We start from the raw sequence: 16,829 nt of genomic DNA on the forward strand, positions 1-16,829 counted from the left end.
CCCCCGAAAAACACGGGGTGGGAAAACACCGAATGAATTATTTAAGGGAATACGAACATGTTTACTTCCAGATTAACGATGTTGCACTTATTATGTGAATCTACCTTTATTTATTTATTTATTTATTTATTTATTTATTTATTGTATGGATTGCCGGATTAATATTTTTATAGTTTATAATTATATTTTTAAATGTAGCAATATATTATTTGAATATTTTCAATAAATTTTGTGTTCAGAAATAAAATCCTATCAATACCAAATGCAATAAAATTTTTATTTTATGACGGAAAACTTAAACATTATTTATTAAGTCGACTTGTTTTTATGAGTTGTATTTTTATTTGCCAGATTAGATTAATAGGTGTATTTTCATGAGGCGTAGGTCAGTTGCTATATTTCAGCATCTTTTTTACCAAAGGGGAATACATTGTGAAATATTAATAATTAACCTATGAAGAACAATATTATATTTATATTTTAAAGAAAAAAATAAGAACATAATAATCTGATATCAATAATGGCTAATCAGTGGTTTATTTATCTTACTTAGAGTAAAAAAACAGAAAATCAATATTTAAAACAGTTTTACATTCTCGAACCATAAATATGATTAATTAGCCAAATAATTTTTATCTTCCAGAAATTAATTATACTTTGGCGAAGAGAATAGACCTAATAACTTAAATCATATCAAGAGGAAAACTGATGACAGATAAACAACCTTATTTTCCAGAAATGAAATATTCTCCGTGGGAACCTAATGATGCCCCATTATTTATCATACTTGGGCAATCAAATAGTTATGGTCATGGGACACAATTACCACAAGATGAAGAAATTACACAAGGTTTAAAAAACGTATTCACATTATCTCTGCCAGAAGTTTACAGCGTTGACTTTCCCGCAATTAACTGGACAGGACTGACTAGCTTTGGTAATGCCAATATTGGCGCTCCTGTTGGTTTACCTCGTGGCAATCAAGATCACTCAGTCAATGCTGCCAACCGTTTTGCTAAACTTTGGCAAGACCATATAAATCAGGGGAATGCGCTTAATTTGCCTGATCTTTATGTCATTTTAATGGGGTGGGGCGGCCAGGGCATGTATCTGGATAATCCACCGTATAACCGTTGGGCTCCTGAGCGAGATCCCTGTGATGTGGAATCGCTCTATCCGCGTACGATCAGAACATTGCGCATGGCGGTCGAATCACTGCGTAAACTAGGCAAAAATCCTCGTATTTTGGCTGTTCATTGGAACCAGTGGGAAGCAGAAACCGAAAGTTTATTGGCGGCACAGGTATCAGAGCAGAATTTTACCCGCATCATTACTGGTATCAGTGATGCTTTGGGTTCTCGCTGTATACCGTGGAGATTGTATTATCCACTTTCGGTTGCATTTGATCCCATCAACACCAGCTATGTGCTTAAGGCAATCAATAATGTTATCGCTGATGATCCCCAATACCGAACGTTGATTGATGCCCGGAATTCGCCCGACTATACCGGAAAGGTGACTGAATTTGGTGTTTTTCTGCCTGATAGTATTCATTATGATGGCAAAACCCAGACATGGTTTGCCCAACAGGAGTGGAAATTGATTTTATCTGGTTATAAAGGGGTTGAACTACCATAGGATTAACCATCCGAGAGATATTAAGATGGCGGCTGAGGCCGCTATTTTGATATTTGGCAAGAATAATACAGTGCTGAGTATTCTTGTATGCCTTTTCGGCATAAAGGCATACATATTATAAGCGTCTATTTTATATGCCATAATGGCATCCTGTTTATATGGACTAAAAATGCAGATGAGATCGTGACTATTAATACAACAGAATGCAAAGAGACCCATTTAGTTACAAGAACCTCCACAGAGATTCAGGAAATCATCCAGCAATTTTCTTAAATCCTACCAATATTCAAAGCAAATCAGAATTGCCGCCCATAATGCTGGCGGCAATCTTTAGCGAGTTATTGAAGTGTTATTGCCAACTGACAGTAATTTCTCCGGTTTGACCTGCTATCGGCATAACGTTACCGTTTCCAACCTTTAAGGCGAAAAGGAACTGTTGTGCCGGGCTTCTCTGATTAAATTTGTCTGTCGACATTCTTCGTGTGCGTGATATGTCTATGCAATTGTTGGTGTTTCCCTGACAAAGATGAACCGATAAATTTTGAGGCCATCCAACAACATTCCAAGTCCAAGATACATTGGTAATTTTTCCTGTTGCAGGAGGAGAACCGACAATAGGAACGTTAACAGTTTCTAAGAAATTTTTAGAATATAGTGTGGGCAAAACAACTGAAGAGTGATAGCTGCCACTTGCCGCAGGTACTGTTTGTGAAAACATGGCTAACAATAGAGCACTACCAATGTCAAAGATTTTTTTTAATTTCATAGCCATTACCCCAATATCTAATAATTTTCTATTGCGAGAACTTAGATATACATTTTGATCTCGCGCCCTGTATTTCCTGAATTTTTATAAAAGCATGTACGCAATGCCAAAGTAGGCAGGAGTAATTTGGGTGGATTAACACCAAAAAGCAATGGGGAATTTGAATTTATGTTAAGTTAATCTAATATATTTTGCTGTTCGATGCTTTTGCCAGTCACTTAGACCGTAATCTTTTACAACAGGATTTTCCCATGATATAAAATCGGCTAAACAATCAAGTGGAGTCAGTGATACGTTTAATGGATGTCAAAAACGATGAATAAATTAGACATGACAATCACAACTTCTCCATGTCAGGAAGCCCTGATTTACATGGAAAATGTTTGTCGATCTTATCGTATGGGGGAAAAATATTACCCAGTACTTGATGAGATATCATTCACCATCATGTGCGGACAAAGTTGTGCGATTGTCGGCGCTTCCGGCTCGGGTAAAAGTACTCTACTCAATATTCTTGGTTTACTGGATCAACCCTCTTCTGGATATTTTCAGTTTAGGGACGTTAATATAACAAATGTTACTCCTAATGAGCGGGCGAAAATAAGAAATCAGGAAATTGGTTTCGTGTTTCAGAGTTTTAATTTACTTCCCAGAATGCAGGCGTTGGATAATGTGGCGCTACCATTATTATATCGTGGATATTCTCGTTCTCTAGCTCGGCAGGAAGCGAAATACCAGCTTGAGTTGGTTGGTCTGGCTGGGCGTATTTACCATCGTCCGGCTGATCTTTCCGGGGGACAGCGGCAACGTGTTGCCATTGCCAGGGCCTTGGTTGGTAAGCCTTCTCTGATTCTGGCAGATGAGCCGACAGGCAATCTCGATAGTGCGACGGCACGAGATATCATGGCACTTCTTCTGTCGTTGAACCGTGAGCAAGGCGTTACGCTTGTCATGGTTACGCATGATGAAGCCATAGCCAAAAACATGCAGCGCTGTCTATATGTTAACAACGGGCGGCTTTCCGAAACCGATCTGTGGTTGGATAGCCTCGATGCTTAATGTGAATTCTGGTCGCTACGGTTTTTCCTTCACGCAAGCACTGCGAGAATCACTGGGTAGCCTGCGTCTGCTAGGAAGGCGCTCCTTGCTTGCTTTACTTGGTATTGCAGTCGGATGTGCTTCGGTTATTGCACTTTTAAACATCGGTCATAACGCTGTTAATGAAGCTATCAGCACTTTTAAAAGTATGGGAAGCAATATTTTGGTTGCTCATTTTGCTTTCATTCCCGGCGTTGATGTCAAACCCGCGCCATCTACGCTGGATACTCAGGCGCTGACTCGTACAATACCGACTATCACACATGCTGCGCCCATCACGTTACATTCGACTCGTGTACGCTTTCACGGGAAAGGAATCGATACGAATATTACCGGTACATCCTCTGATCTGGCTGCGGTGTTGGATTTACAAATCGAGCAAGGACGTTTTCTATCGGACTATGATCGCCAAACGACCTATGCTGTGCTTGGAGCGGATATTGCCAAACAATTAAAAGTAGCCAATCAACCTATTCGAATAGGCAGTCAATTGCAAATTGGGGAATATCTGTTTGAAGTGATAGGAATTCTCGCTGCTCAGGGGCCGAACCCTTTACTCCCCGGCTCTATTGATCATTCCATCATATTGCCCATTGAAGCAATGCGACGGTTGCGGCCTGCGCCAGAAATTGGGAGCGTCATTGCCAGAGCACGTGACACAACAACGTTAAGCAGTGACGCGGTGTCGTTACGTGACTACCTTGTCTCATTATCAAAAGGTCGTCGTGTCGAAGTTGAAATCCCGAAACAATTGCTTGATGGATTGACGCGTCAGGCAAGAACATTTTCCTATTTGCTCGCGGGTTTAGGGGGAATTTCGTTGCTGGTGGGAGGAGTGGGCGTGATGAATGTCATGCTGATGAATGTTTCGGAACGCAGGCGTGAAATTGGTGTTCGTATGGCTTTGGGAGCTCGGCCTGTTGATATTGGTATGCTGTTTATGTTGGAGGCTGCCATTCTGTCCATTGCCGGTGCAATGGTTGGTTCATTGCTGGGGGTTGCGGCAGGGTACCTATTTGTAAAATTTTCGGGCTGGGTATTTACGTTATCCCTATTCTCTTTGCCTCTGGGTATCGCTAGTTCATTAGTGATTGGTCTGTTTTTCGGTATCAATCCGGCATTAGCGGCTGCCAGATTACAACCTGTAGAGGCACTTCGTGATGATTAGCCGAGTTTTTCAACGTGCTATTGGCATTATCATTGCCCTGATAATAGATGCATCCGTCAAACCAGCGTTAGCGGAGCCGTTGAATCCATTACAGGCAACCATGCCTGCAACGGATACAATTTCGCTTAATCAGCAAACTATTGGTCTGACACTCAGCGATGCAATCTATTTAGGGTTACGAAACAATCGTTCGATTCGCAGTGCTTATCTGGATCGAATTGCACAGAAATTCGATTTACGCGTTGCTGAAGATCGTTTTACGCCCAAGTTACTGATTAATAGCCGTTATATTGCCGCTCGTAATCAAAGCGATCGCTATCGCCAAAGCGAGATTACACCCACATCTACGCTGCTTGGAGAATATGGTACTCGTTTCAGTCTGTCTTGGACGAATCGGACGACATGGGCAGACAATGCAGGCCGTAGCCGTAATGATGGTGTTTCATTCTCAGTTATTCAGCCTTTGTTGCGTGGTGCCGGTAAAGATGTGGCTACAGCACCTGTGCGTCTTGCTCAATTGATGGAGCAGACAAATCGTTTGAACCTAAAAGCGACGGTATCCCAGACTATCACGCAAGTTATTATGGCTTATCGTGAATTGTTGCGTGCTCAAGAACAATTACAAATCGCACGTGATGCTCTTGAACGTTCGCGTCAATTGCTGGAAGTTAACAAAGCCATGATCTCCGCAGGCAGAATGGCTGCTTTTGAGATTGTCCAGACAGAGGCTGATGTTGCAATGCAGGAACTGTCTGCGGAGGAAGCAGCTAATCAATTGGATACCAGTCGTTTAGAATTGCTGCGATTGCTCGCCTTAGACTTACAAACTCAGGTGAAGGCGACTGATAGATTGGAAGCTAAACGCGTAGACATTAACTTGCTCCAAGCCCAACATTTGGCACAAGAGCAACAGCCATCGTATCTCACGCAATTGATTACCGCGGAGCAGGCTGCAATTAACCTGACCGTTGCCCGTAACGAACGCTTATGGGATGTCTCTTTAGTGGGTAGTGCCAGTCAAGTACGTGATCGAACAGGGTCAAACCGTTCCCGTAATTGGGAAAATTACGCCGGTGTTCAGGTAGAGATACCCATTGGTGATTTGAGTCAGCGTCAGGCGGAAGTACGGGCGCGGGTTGATGTTCAGAACCAGGATATTCGTCTTGCTGAGGCAAAACAGTCACTGGAACGTAATGTGGGTAATGCGGTACGCGATATTGGTACGCGTTGGCGTCAATATGAGATCGCACAGCGTGCCAGGGATCTATCCCTGCGCAAGTTAGAAATTGAACGTGAAAAATTGACGGTGGGCCGCTCCAGTAACTTTCAAGTCTTGAGCTTTGAAACCGATTTGCGTAATGCAGAGAATGTTCGTCTCAATGCGTTGATCACCTACTTAAATGCACAAGCGGAGTTGGACGAAACATTGGGTACTACGTTAGGGAGTTGGGATATTGCACTTAACGACTAAGATCAGAGAACTTGCCCGTTCCAAATATAAGACTCGTTGGCTCGTGACACTTGCTGTTGCATTAGTCATTGGGGCTACCATTGCTTATGTTTTCCTTTCTTCTTCAACTGATACATCATCACCACAACAGTGGGTACATGTTGAACCTCAACGACTGGAAAATCGTCTTGGATTAGTTGGCCGTATTCAGGCTGCAACCAGTTTGACGATCGCAGCGCCATTTGATGGTGTTATTGCTGAAGTGATGGTTACTGAAGGCCAGCGCGTTAAGCGTGGGCAACCGCTATTGAGCCTTGATACGACGCAGTTGGATATTCAACTGCGGCAGGCGCTCACAGAACTGTTGAAAGCCCAGAAAACCGTACAAGATTTGATAGGGTGGGAAAACAGTCCGGATGTCGCTAGGGTACGTAGAACTTTAACGAATGCCCAGTTAAGTTTGAGCGATACCGAACGTAAGCTAATTGATACCCGGGCTTTGTTCGAGCGTGGCATTGTTCCCCGTATGGAGGTTGATACACTGGAACAGCAGGTCAGAGTTCAACAGCTCGATCTTGCCGCCGCTAAAGTGGAACTGAGTGTTGCCCTCGATAAAGGCACAGGGGAGAATCGCCAGATTGCTGATATGGAATTAGCTAATGCCCAATCGCGTTATCAGGCGCTTCAGGCCCAGCAAGCCCAACGTGAATTGATTTCTCCTTTTGATGGCATTGTTATTCGTCCCCAGATACCGGAATCAGATAAGGGGGTATTTATTCAAAAGGGGACGCGTGTCACTCAGGGAACGCCTCTGTTAGGGGTAATCAATTTGGAGCAAATTCAGGCGGTAGCGCGTATTGAAGAGGCTGACCTTTATCAGGTGTATGAAGGAATGCCGGTTGAGATCACCGGTGATGGTTTTGCTGGGCTATCTCTACGAGGGCAAATTAAGACAATTGGTGTACAAGGGAGTTCAAAGGAGATGCAGGGAGCGGGTGTAACCTATGATCTATTAGTGGCTATTGATCCTCTCACTCCCGAACAGCGGCAGCGTATCCGGCTGAGTATGAGTGCGAAACTGGCTATTGTCACCTATCGCAATGAACGTGGATTGGCCTTGCCAGCCGAGGCATTACATACCGGCCCAGATGGACGAACTTTCGTCACTTATCGCCGTGAATTAAACGCACAAACCCAGCAGATTGTCGTGACACCGGGGCAGGCCGTTCCTCAAGGTGTGGAGGTGATCGGGTTGGAGGCAGGCTATGTTGAAGTTCCTGCGCGGAAATAACTGATTCAACCTCATTGATCTTTTGCGACACCCTCGCATTGGGCGAGGGTTTACAGCAGTTTTTTCTAATTTTGGGGCAATATTTCACCGTGAAAATTCATATATTGGAAGTTCATTTGCCACAATATTTAAATTTTTCGAGTTTGCGATTACATTCGAAAATAGCGCCAAATCAGATGCCACATGTTCAATATTATTTACTGCAACTAATTTGCTGTTATATATGAAGCGGAAATTTCCTTTATTTTGATCAATCTGTAATGTCATTATTTCTCCGATAATTGCATGTTCCTGTATGGCATCTTTGTTCGTTAGATCTTCACTGTAACCGGAGATGATGGAAATACCAATCGGCCACGGGCGATTGGTATGTAACAGATTGATTGCACGCAATACAGGTTGTCTGGTGACCATATCGCGGGGATAAACCCTATGTTGTTCAAGCAATTGTTGTTCAGACGATATTGAATTTAAAATCTCTGTAAGACGTTGTTGTAAATTGATATGGACCTCCATTGGGACGATCATGGCGAAAAAGGAGGTCCATTTTGAAGAATGAACAACATCTCCTGCTTGCGCCCATCCGACTTGAAATTGAGTATCATTTGATGTGTGAGCCAAATAGATAAACCAAGCGCATATAATATGTTGAACGAGCTCAGTTGAAATAAGAGAGCTATGATTGAGTACTGTTTTCCATTCAGACACATGCCAATCCGGTATTTTATCTATCGTTGCCCGCAATTTAAAAGGCAGCATTGGTGTTGAAAAACGCTCTAGTCTTTTTTGCCAAAATAGCTCTTGTTCGGTAAGTTGTTCATGTATATCTGTTAACGTCTTAATATCTGATCTTTCAATTGTGGGGAGTTGATCACCAATTTCAAGTTTGCATTGATTGGCTAAGGTGAGAGCATTTATTGGGTTGCCACGGCTATTAACAAACGAAATACGTATATCTTCACTACTTGTGGTCATTAGCCAATGGTCCTCGCTAATACCCAACAATGTACCTGGTTTATGATCGGAACGTGTATACATCACCTGTAATGTACCTATCGATACCAGGCGATCTCTCAGCAGAACTTTAGGTAATGTTAGTGGATTAGGATAGTAAACTCCGAAAGTTAAAGATCTGACCAAAGATGACAATTCCTGAGCTTTTTTATTCCACAATAGACAACCCGCAGCGTCTGGGCGGCGACGTCTTGAGAAAAAACTGCGGTTATCGGGATCTTGCTGTCGGCGGGGTATGTCACCGTTCTCTAGGTTGTTTAATAGTTCGGTAAATCCTTCGGCAGCGGCCTGATAACATTTAAGATTCAGTGAAAGTGCGGTGTCGGTATTTTTAATATCAACATGACGCTGCACAACAATATCGCCACTATCGACCATAGATCCGATTAAATGCCAGGTAATAGCATACCGAGACTCACCGGCAAGGATAGCCCAAGAAGTGGCATGGGTGCCGGCATAGCGTGGCAGAGGAGCGTCGTGGTAGTTGAAAGCACCTCGGGAGAACTGATTGATTAATAGAGCAGGGAGAATAACTGGATTGACTATGGAAAAAAGCCAGCATATTGACTGAGTTTTGGAGAGCGTCAGGAGATCTTCTAGTGCTTCAACACAGTGTATATTTTGAGAAGTTGCCCATTCGGAAAACAGAGATTCTGTGGGAAAAATAGCCACAATTATGTACCCGGCCGCTTGAAGTTGTTGGGTACAACGTATCGCAAGTGTTGTACCACCGATGACGACACAAGACCGAGTTTCTCCAGTGGAGTGGTTTACAATTTTGCACTTTTCAACTTCTAGTGTGTTATTGGTTAGTTTGTTATCGGTGCTATTTTTTTTCTCTTGCGTTGAAGATGTGAATTCGCCGGGCATGTTATCCCCTTTATTGTTATTGAGTGAAGGGTTTGTTTGAGAGTAAGTAAAGTTCATAGGCTTAATTGCCTTGAACTGCATTTAAACACAGACAAACCCCGATATTGCTCACTTACCTTTGATTCCTTTATGAGGGAAGCCATAGTTGCCTGAATTCCAGACGATCAACAAAGCTAGCACTAACAGAACAAGTAAGGTCCACGGGAACGAGCTGGCGCCAAGTGTTTCAAGTAATATCCCGCCAATAATGCCCCCGGCTGCAATGGCTAAATTCCATAAGGTAACAAGAATCGACTGAGCAACGTCTGCACCTTCCCCGGCAGATTCGGCCAATGCAGTTTGAAGTAGGGCGGCGGCACCGCCGAAGGTTAGCCCCCATAAGATCACGGCAAGAAAAACAAAGACAGGAAGAGTACCGATAACACCAAGTATGAGAGAGGCGAATGTAAATAGGGCAAGACTTATCAGCACCAACGAACGTAACATTTTGTCAATTAACAGCCCTGTCATCCATATTCCAAGCAACGACGCCATACCAAAGGCTAGCAACACAAGATCAATTCTGGCAGTAAGCCCCGCCTGTGTCACAAAAGGCAATACATAGGTATAAAGAATACTGTGCGCCAGTACCCAACAAATAAGAACGCTTAATACCGGCCGTACTCCCGGAATAATGATAACTTTTTTGATTGGTATACGTTTTTCGGCAGCACGTCCTGGGTAGTCAGGGACTTTCAACATGACCCATGCGATGACGACCAATGTTAGAATAGACATCAAACCAAAAGTTGTACGCCAGCCAACAATTCCACCAATGAATGTTCCTAATGGCACGCCAAGGGAGAGTGCCAGTGGTGCCCCGACACCAGCTACAGCCAATGCACGTCCTTTTAAATGATCAGGTACCATCCGTCGCGCATAGCCGACCAACATTCCCCAGATTAAGCCGCCTGCCATACCTGAAAGAAGTCTGGCCGCAAGTGCCACTATATAGTTAGATGTTAACGCGGTGAGCGTATTAAAGACTAATAAACCCGTAAGTGCCATCAAGAGTAATCGGCGACGGCGCCAACCTTGTGTTGCTGTCGTCAGTGGAATCGCTGCGACAAGTGAGCCAATTGCGTAGAGTGTAACGAATTGACCAGCTAATGCTTCGGAAACGGCCAAGCTGTTACTTATTTGGGATAGAATGCCCGCCGGGAATGTTTCTGTGAGAAGCGCAAGGAATCCCGTCATTGCTAACGCGAGTAGAGCAACGAGAGGAAAGTTGGTACTGCCCGCATGAGTGGCAGTTTTTTCTTTAATCATGGAACCCCCTTAAATAATTTTCATTGTGTTATTTACAGAAGCAATCAACTCAAAAATCGAGCTAATTCGTTAACACCTGATTCCTTAAGTACCTCGAAATGATCAATGTTAAGATTGATGTTTTCTGGGGGATGTTTTAGGTATGGTGTTGCTTCTTCGATAAAAGAAACGGCATCATCACGTGCATTAAACACCGTAATTGGCGCCTTGATGATTCGTTCTTGCAGTTCTGCTGCTGAATATTTCTGTCCGTAGGTTTGAATAACTATCCTGGTAATTCGAGCAATTAACATAGGGTCCAGATTTGGGTAGTGCTTATGAACAACAGAGACAAAGCTTTGCTCATCAATAATGTTAGCCAGGCATTTATTCAAAGCTGAACTGTGAGAAGTACCCGCAAATACAGAGAATAATAGTGATATCAACTCGCTGTTCTGGTAAGTAGACCCGTTTTCTGTTCCCGTGGAATTAACGTGATATTTTATCTTCGAGAGCCCTGGCGCGATTAGAACCACCTTTTCGACACGTTCTCCCGCTCGTTCTAATTGATAAGCCGCTTCGAAAGCCAATACAGAGCCAAAAGAATATCCCCATAGCGTATATGGGCCAGTGGGTTGTAATTTTTTGATTTCTGTTATGTCTTGAGTCACCATTTCGGCTATGGTGGAGTATGGAACCTCTCCTTCATTAATTCCGTAAGCCTGGATGCCATAAAATGATCGATCAGTACATATCTGTGTAGCCAGCAGGTGTAAATTCATTGGGTATCCACCCAATCCTGGCCAGCAAAAGACAGGTAATCCAGTATCTTTTTCCTGTAAACAGGCCAATCGTGAAGATAATCTGGTTGCTTCACCTTCAACGATTTTTGCCAATTGTTTAACTGTTGCAGCCTCAAATAGAGTATGGAGAGGTAGCGATAAAGCAAATTCTTCATTTAAACGTTGTATCAGATGGACGGCTATCAGAGAATTTCCGCCTAAAGCAAAGAAGTCATCTTCGGTAGATATGCGTTCTCGCGTTAGTACTTCTTCCCATATCTTTACAATCTGTGTTTCTGTCGAGGTGCTTGGGAGTACCTGTGGACTGTGTGATACTGTGCTGACTAGTACTTGCAATGTGTCGAAATCGATTTTTCCACTGGAAGTTAGCGGCATGGTATCCAGGAACAAAAATCTGTCAGGTAACATATAGTCCGGTAATGTTTTGCTGAGTTCACTCCGCAGAATTGAAGTAATGTCATACTTTGCTTGCTGGCGTATTGTTTCATCGGCTAATTCAATACAGGCGGTTAATTGTATCGAACGGTGTTGAGGGTCTTTTTCCGCCAAAATTGCAGCGTGTTTCACTTGATCGATAACTTCCATTGCATTTTTTATTTCCTCTAATTCGACCCGCATCCCTCTCACTTTAATTTGATTATCTTTCCGGCCAGCAAAGTGGGCATTACCCTCTTTATCCCAATAAGCCAGATCTCCGGTTCTATAAAGCCGGGTTTTTTGCGTATTTGGTGGTATTGCAATTTCAAGAAAGTGCTTTTCTGTGAGATCCTGACGATTCAGATATCCTCTTGCGACTTGAGTACCTGCAATATAAATCTCTCCAATTTCATATTCTGAGGCGAGCTGATAGTGGTGATCGAGAATAAAAAATTCCGTATTGGATACCGGCTTACCAATAGGGACTGAATTAACTTCGTCAGATATTGGGCAGTGATTAACAAGGAAAACTGAAGCATTAATTGTACATTCCGCCGGGCCATACATATTAATCAGTAGACAGTTTGGTAGTATATGGATACATTGAGTGGCGAGTTTTCTTGATAAGCTCTCTGCTCCGATGAATATTTGCTGAAGGGCATGGCATTCCCGGAATTTGTGATTATCGATCAGTGCTTGTAATAGCGTGGGAACACACTGTAACGTGGTCACATTGTGGCGAATAATCAGGTCAATGAGTTGGGGAATATTCCTGTGTGTTCCAGATGAGCTAATAACAACCCGACTACCACAACTGACTGATAATATTTCCCATTGAGCTGCATCAAAGCTGATGGGCGTTTTCTGAATAATTGTTTTTTCAATGTTTAAATCGCATTTTTCATTTAACCAACACATTTGGTTAACGATACTGCGGTGCTCAATCATTACACCTTTCGGTTTCCCTGTACTTCCAGAGGTATAAATGACATAAGCCAAGCTATCCGGGCTAAGGTAGTCATAGAGGATGTTGCTGGTAATGGCACTGGATTCTAATGATTTCTCTACGTCTTCAAGAGTCACGATATGGATATTTTCTGCAACCAACCTGACTAATTTTTCCTTTAATTTTTCTTGGGTAAATATCATTTTCAGATTGCTATCGTGGATCATGTAACGAAGTCGTTCCTCTGGATAATCATGAGACAATGGCAGATACGCACCACCGGCAAAAAGAGTTCCCCAAACTCCGATCATCTGCTCAATCGACGGTTCAACAAATATACCGACGCAATCACCCGCTAAACATCCCAGGTTTTGCAGATAGCAGGCCAGATGTACACTGCCAATTGCCATTTCCAAATAACTGAGTCGCTCTTCACCGTGAATGATTGCTGTAGCCCAGGGAGTTGATCTGACGTGTGAAAAGAGTAATCCCGGTAGGCACTCTTTTCGTTGAAAACTCGCTGGTAACTTAATGTTATTTAACGTTGTCCAATTTTCATTTGCCGGTTGAGCGCTGGAGATATCATATTTTCGATACTGTCCTGTTTTTAATATATTGCGCCATTTGATTATTGGGAGAGTTGATTGCATCTTATTTTATACCTTTATTTAAGGAGAGAAGCCAAAAGGAGAGCGTATCGGCTTCTTCTTTAACTATCTGATATTTCTGTGGAATAAAATTAAAATATTCCAACTTAGAAAAATCATTTCCTGGTCTTATAAATCCTTCCTTTAAGAAGGGGCTATTCAATATTATTAACTATCATGTTTGTTCTTTTTCCACTCTGACGTTTATTTATTAAATACTTGGGATAAATTATCTTTATCGACTTGATGATTCTTGTATTTAGCAAACCTGAGTTATCTATTTTTTTATTAATAAATATGTAGATATAAGATAATTTCTCCTAACGCCTATACTACTTGCTACCATAGACCAGTGAACAGTAGGATGATGTTCAAAACACTTATGACCAATCTGTCAGCAATGGGGGAAATATGGATAGTTTAGGGTCATTGAACGTGTTCGTTCGGGCTGCTGATGCCCGTAGCTTCACAGTTGCAGGTCAACAACTTGGCATCTCTTCGTCGGCGGTTAGTAAGGCTATTGTTCGGTTAGAAGAGCGTCTGGGAATACGCCTTTTCCATCGATCTACGCGAACCGTCACATTAACGCCTGAAGGGACACTATTCTTTGAACGGTGCAAGCGAATTCTTGATGAGGTTGAGGCTGCTGAAACTGAACTGTCTCAGATGCAGAAAATGCCAAGTGGAAAGTTAAAGATTAGCCTACCGTCAGTGGGTATGCTGTTTATGCCGAAATTTGCTGCTTTTAATCGCCTTTATCCAGAGATTAAACTTGATATAAGTTGCTCCGATCGAATAGTGGATGTTATTGAAGAGGGATTTGATGCTGTACTCCGAACCGGTGATCCACGTGATTCCAGATTAATGTCTAGGATGCTAGGTTCTTACCGTCAGGTTATTGTCGGCTCTCCTGCCTATTTTGCGGCCGCAGGTTTTCCAGAAGAACCCGAAGATCTTGTTAGCCATCAGTGCTTATTATATCGTTTTCCAACAAATGGGAAATTAAACGTATGGCCTTTGAATCGTGATGGTAAAAAAATTGAGCTTAACTTACCGTGCAATATGGTGACGGATAGTTTAGAACCGCAAGTCTGTTTTGCCGAGCATGGTCTTGGGATAGCTTGTGTGCCGAATATCGCCGTTTACCGACAGTTGAAAGAAGGCTCTTTGGTCACTGTTTTGGATAAATATAACGAAAGTTCCACAATTTTTCGTATACTTTGGCCATCAAGCCGTCATTTATCCCCTAAGGTCAGAGTATTTGTAGATTTTATGGCGGAGAACCTCTTACCTTTTTAAATAAGTTCTGCAAAGTGGTCTAGTATTATAGATACGTAAAGTGAAAATTTACTTTATGGGATTGGCGCATATATCGTGCGCTCCAATAACGTTATAGAAGAAAAAGATAGAAGAGAAAGTTGTATTAAAACGCAGTAAGCCATTTTAAACAACATAAAGGAGAGTATCTAACATGTTAGTACGCAAGTCGTTGTTGGCCCTGTTTGCAACTGCTTCCCTAACTGCCGCAGGTGTTGCTTATGCAGGTCCGCCCGTAACAGTGACATTTAAGCATCTTGGTGTTTCTGGTAGCGCGGATGCTGTTTATACCATCATTACTAATAATGAATCCGGTACATACGTGAATGCAACACCTAAACCTAGTTCAAGCGTAGGGCCAGGAGAAGTTAATAGTTATCAGGTTCAAAGCCCAATTTCACCTGACGCAAACTACGCGATGGTGCGATATAAGATAGGTTTTAAAACCTGCGAATTTATGACTACTTTTGTGAACACATATGTTAATGGCGTTAAAATTCCGAAATGGAATAAAGGAGCAACGTCCGGTAGTGGGGCTGTTTGTAATGCAACCATCACCTATACTAATTATCTTACCTACGCATGGTCAGTTGAATTTACTATGAAGTAGTGAACAGTGATTTTTAATGGCCGATCGGATTTCAATGCGAAACAGAGTTCCCCCGTTATCTATTGTATCGGCCATATAATCGCAGATATTACTTTGCTTTGAAGTGAACATCTCATGACTAATTCTGCTTAGTGAATTGATGTTCAGTTAAGTATATGCATAGTAGGATCTCGCTCTACTGCTATGACTCTGTAAATTTTTGATTATCTGTCCGTTATATTTTTATCTTGCATTTTCTGTTGATTATATAATTACTAACCACTACTATTAGGAGGGTTTTTTCTTTACTGTATATTTAGTGTAAATAACACAATATATGAGTTATGTTAGCACTAGATTAAAAATAAAAAAACATACGGTAATTTAATTTGTTATTATAAATTAGTGTTGAATGTTTATTTTTTTTAGTTTTGATTTTCTTTGGTATTTTATTGACGTACTATTGGTTCTACACTATTTTTAAAGTTAGAAAGTGTTTTAATTTTTTATAATTTTATGGATTATGATGGTTGAATATGGATGTTCAGTAAATTAGTTGAGTTCTCCGGTTTAATATAAATTTCCATATTTATAACTTGGTGTGAATTTAATCTTATAAGGAATAATATATTATGATTGATCAAAACAATTCTAATGATATAGTTGCCCCTAATATATCGATTTCTGATGTAACTATATCCTCTATTCAAATTGCTCCAGAAATAGCTAGAAACAATGTTCATGTTGTCATTGTTGATGATAAAGGTACTTCACGGGATTTTCTTCTGGATAACTCTGCTGGTGGTTATCAAGGGAATGGTAGTTTAATAACTTTGATTCTTGCACATCTTAATTCAAAAAAAGTCACTATTAGAACTACCGGATATGAATATAATAACCATGGATATATCAATGGCGTATTAATTAAGGGAACAGGAGGTAATTCAGGTAGTTCAGGAGGTAATTCAGGAGGTAATTCAGGAGGTAATTCAGGAGGTGGAACGGGAGGCAGAACCGGGGGATGATAAGGACGGTAAAAATTAGGAATGATAGGAATGAGAATTCTTATAGAAAATATTATTCACTATTATTTACGTTAAAGGTATTAAAAGCTTATCCCATTATGTTATTTTATTTTCCATTTTAAATTTGGGTAGTGTTTAAGATTTTTGCAAAATAACGTCTATTGGGGTAAATAGTGAATTGGAATTAATTATAAATAGAAACCCTGACGTTCAGTCTTCAGGGTTTTTACTTTTTAACAATTGAACATACCCTAAATTTTAGGAACAGTGTTTTAATATTTATGATCGGTTTTTTTAGTGTTTTTTACCTGCTTGTTGACAGTGAAAATGATCTTGTTGATTGAATAAAGAATACTGTATATTATAGTTATGATTTGTATGAAAATATTTTTGTTTGGTAGATTCACATAATAAGTGCAACATCGTTAATCTGGAAGTAAACATGTTCGTATTCCCTTAAATAATTCATTCGGTGTTTTCCCACCCCGTGTTTTTCGGGGGCG

12 protein-coding genes are annotated in these 16,829 nt (G+C 41.5%); 8 read left to right on the top strand and 4 right to left on the bottom strand.

Annotated elements, in window-relative coordinates; all coding sequences use genetic code 11:
• The first annotated feature begins 708 nt into the window (after positions 1–708).
• The gene (locus ACGF5R_RS22070; RefSeq protein WP_387692751.1) at positions 709–1,638 is read left to right on the top strand and encodes a hypothetical protein; all 930 of its coding nucleotides are present in this window, start codon (positions 709–711) and stop codon (positions 1,636–1,638) included.
• Between the two features lie 349 nt (positions 1,639–1,987).
• On the opposite strand, the gene ACGF5R_RS22075 is transcribed toward ACGF5R_RS22070, so the two are convergent.
• Entirely contained in the window at positions 1,988–2,404 is a 417-nt protein-coding gene (locus ACGF5R_RS22075) for a flagellar protein FlhE (RefSeq protein ID WP_387692753.1), read from the bottom strand.
• A gap of 315 nt (positions 2,405–2,719) precedes the next feature.
• Here ACGF5R_RS22075 and ACGF5R_RS22080 point away from each other — a divergent pair, with 315 nt between their 5' ends.
• The 4 genes from ACGF5R_RS22080 to ACGF5R_RS22095 are packed head-to-tail and all read left to right on the top strand — an operon-like array spanning position 2,720 to position 7,411.
• Positions 2,720–3,463, top strand: a complete 744-nt coding sequence (locus ACGF5R_RS22080; RefSeq protein ID WP_240000663.1) for an ABC transporter ATP-binding protein — start codon at positions 2,720–2,722, stop codon at positions 3,461–3,463.
• The gene (locus ACGF5R_RS22085) at positions 3,456–4,670 is read left to right on the top strand and encodes an ABC transporter permease (protein ID WP_387692755.1); all 1,215 of its coding nucleotides are present in this window, start codon (positions 3,456–3,458) and stop codon (positions 4,668–4,670) included. Before ACGF5R_RS22080 ends, ACGF5R_RS22085 begins: the two co-directional genes overlap by 8 nt.
• A complete protein-coding gene (locus ACGF5R_RS22090) occupies positions 4,663–6,141 on the top strand; it encodes a TolC family protein (RefSeq protein WP_387692761.1) in 1,479 nt (492 codons plus the stop codon). The genes ACGF5R_RS22085 and ACGF5R_RS22090 overlap by 8 nt, the downstream gene beginning before the upstream one ends.
• Positions 6,125–7,411 carry an efflux RND transporter periplasmic adaptor subunit gene (locus ACGF5R_RS22095; protein WP_112875740.1) on the top strand — a complete coding sequence of 429 codons (1,287 nt, stop codon included), beginning with the start codon at positions 6,125–6,127 and terminating at the stop codon, positions 7,409–7,411. Before ACGF5R_RS22090 ends, ACGF5R_RS22095 begins: the two co-directional genes overlap by 17 nt.
• An 84-nt stretch (positions 7,412–7,495) precedes the next feature.
• Here the strand turns inward: ACGF5R_RS22095 and ACGF5R_RS22100 are convergent, their stop codons facing one another.
• From ACGF5R_RS22100 to ACGF5R_RS22110, 3 genes are all read right to left on the bottom strand, one after another.
• Positions 7,496–9,295: a formyltransferase family protein gene (locus tag ACGF5R_RS22100; protein ID WP_387692757.1), complete on the bottom strand. Its 1,800-nt coding sequence runs from the start codon at positions 9,293–9,295 to the stop codon at positions 7,496–7,498.
• Positions 9,296–9,403: 108 nt separating this feature from the next.
• The gene (locus ACGF5R_RS22105) at positions 9,404–10,603 is read right to left on the bottom strand and encodes an MFS transporter (RefSeq protein WP_112875742.1); all 1,200 of its coding nucleotides are present in this window, start codon (positions 10,601–10,603) and stop codon (positions 9,404–9,406) included.
• 44 nt (positions 10,604–10,647) lie between these two features.
• Positions 10,648–13,398, bottom strand: a complete 2,751-nt coding sequence (locus ACGF5R_RS22110; protein ID WP_387692759.1) for an amino acid adenylation domain-containing protein — start codon at positions 13,396–13,398, stop codon at positions 10,648–10,650.
• A 408-nt stretch (positions 13,399–13,806) separates the two neighbouring features.
• On the opposite strand from ACGF5R_RS22110, the gene ACGF5R_RS22115 reads away from it, so the two are divergent.
• From ACGF5R_RS22115 to ACGF5R_RS22125, 3 genes are all read left to right on the top strand, one after another.
• Positions 13,807–14,694: a LysR family transcriptional regulator gene (locus ACGF5R_RS22115; protein WP_112875744.1), complete on the top strand. Its 888-nt coding sequence runs from the start codon at positions 13,807–13,809 to the stop codon at positions 14,692–14,694.
• 172 nt (positions 14,695–14,866) lie between these two features.
• Positions 14,867–15,322, top strand: coding sequence for a hypothetical protein (locus ACGF5R_RS22120; RefSeq protein WP_112875745.1), 456 nt, complete (start codon positions 14,867–14,869; stop codon positions 15,320–15,322).
• 611 nt (positions 15,323–15,933) lie between these two features.
• Positions 15,934–16,326, top strand: coding sequence for a hypothetical protein (locus ACGF5R_RS22125; RefSeq protein ID WP_112875746.1), 393 nt, complete (start codon positions 15,934–15,936; stop codon positions 16,324–16,326).
• The last annotated feature ends 503 nt before the right edge of the window (positions 16,327–16,829 follow it).

Origin of the sequence: Photorhabdus sp. RM71S, assembly GCF_042879355.1 — a bacterium.
GTDB classification, from domain to species: Bacteria; Pseudomonadota; Gammaproteobacteria; order Enterobacterales; family Enterobacteriaceae; genus Photorhabdus; species Photorhabdus kayaii.